Raw genomic sequence first — 1,132 nt, forward strand, 5'->3', positions numbered from 1 at the left:
GTGTCGGTGCCCTCGTCAGCCGAGCCCGAGACGGAGCCCGTGTCGGTGTCCCCACCGAGCGAGCCGGTGTCCAGCGAGCCGGTGCCCGCGTCGGTGGCCCCGGCCGAGCCGCTGTCGAGGATGTCGCTGCCGGTGTTCGGGGAGACACCGAGGCTGCCGAACTCGACCGAGCCCGGGTTGGACGCCTCGGCGCCGAGGTTCAGGTTGAAGGCGAGGCTGCCCAGGTCGACGGCGAGGTCCGTGCCGAGATCGAGGTCGGCCAGGCTGCCGTCCTCACCCGCGATCTCCGTGAGGCTGCCCGTGTCGCCCGCGAGGCCCTCGAGGCTGCCGCCGGGGACTTCCTGGGCCGCGGCGAGGCCGGGGAACGCGATGGCGGCACCGATGCCGAACGCGCCGACGGCGGCGATCTTGGCGGTGGTGCGGTTGGTGGTCTTCCGGTGGGTGTTCGTCATGTTCTGAACAGCTCCCATCTTCATTGACCCCGATGTCTCTCATCGCGGACACCTCGATCGGAGCGAGGTGCGTCGGCGACCCTACAAGCGAAGTCCGGCGCTGTCAGGGGGGCGAAATGCTGAGTGTTCCTTGAGGTAACACTCCGGTCACCACAGGCGAGGGGGGCGTATGCGGCCGACTCCGCGGGTCGGCCGCGAACCGTGTCATGCCTGCCTAGGCTGGGGTTATGGACACCCCCGCGGATGCCGACCCGGTGACGGACGGAGGGCCGGCCGTCGTCGAGACGCACAGCGCTCTCATCGTGCTCTATGGTGACGAGGCTCACAAAGTGCGCAAGCGCATCGATCTCGGGTTCCTGGACAACACGTCGGTCGGGGCCCGCGCCGAACAGAGCCGCCGGGAGGTCGAGCTCAACAGTCGCCTGGCGCCGGACGTGTACGACGGTGTGCTCGAGGTGCGAGGTCCGGACGGCGAGGTGATCGACCACGTGGTCCGGATGCGCCGACTCCCCGCCGGACGGAGCCTGGACTCGCTGGTGCGGTCGCGGGCCTCGGGGACCGGCCGCTCCGACGATCCCGACCTCCTGGCGGGGGTGCGGGAGGTGGCCCGACAGCTCGATCACCTCCACGCCGCGAGTCCCCGCTCGGAGGAGATCGACGCGGTGGGCACTGCGGACGCC

The 1,132-nt window shown here is 70.7% G+C and carries 1 protein-coding gene and 1 pseudogene; one reads left to right on the forward strand and one right to left on the reverse strand.

Features of this window, described 5'->3' with window-relative positions:
* Positions 1-452, reverse strand: a 452-nt coding sequence (locus tag G6020_RS14155) for a hypothetical protein (RefSeq protein ID WP_241732726.1), incomplete at its 3' end; no start/stop codon positions are given.
* A 227-nt stretch (positions 453-679) separates the two neighbouring features.
* Between G6020_RS14155 and G6020_RS14160 the strand changes: the two are divergent.
* Positions 680-1,132, forward strand: a pseudogene (locus tag G6020_RS14160) (gluconate kinase); the annotation flags it as partial.

The organism is Dietzia sp. B19, from assembly GCF_014145155.1.
Taxonomy (GTDB): domain Bacteria; phylum Actinomycetota; class Actinomycetes; order Mycobacteriales; family Mycobacteriaceae; genus Dietzia; species Dietzia natronolimnaea.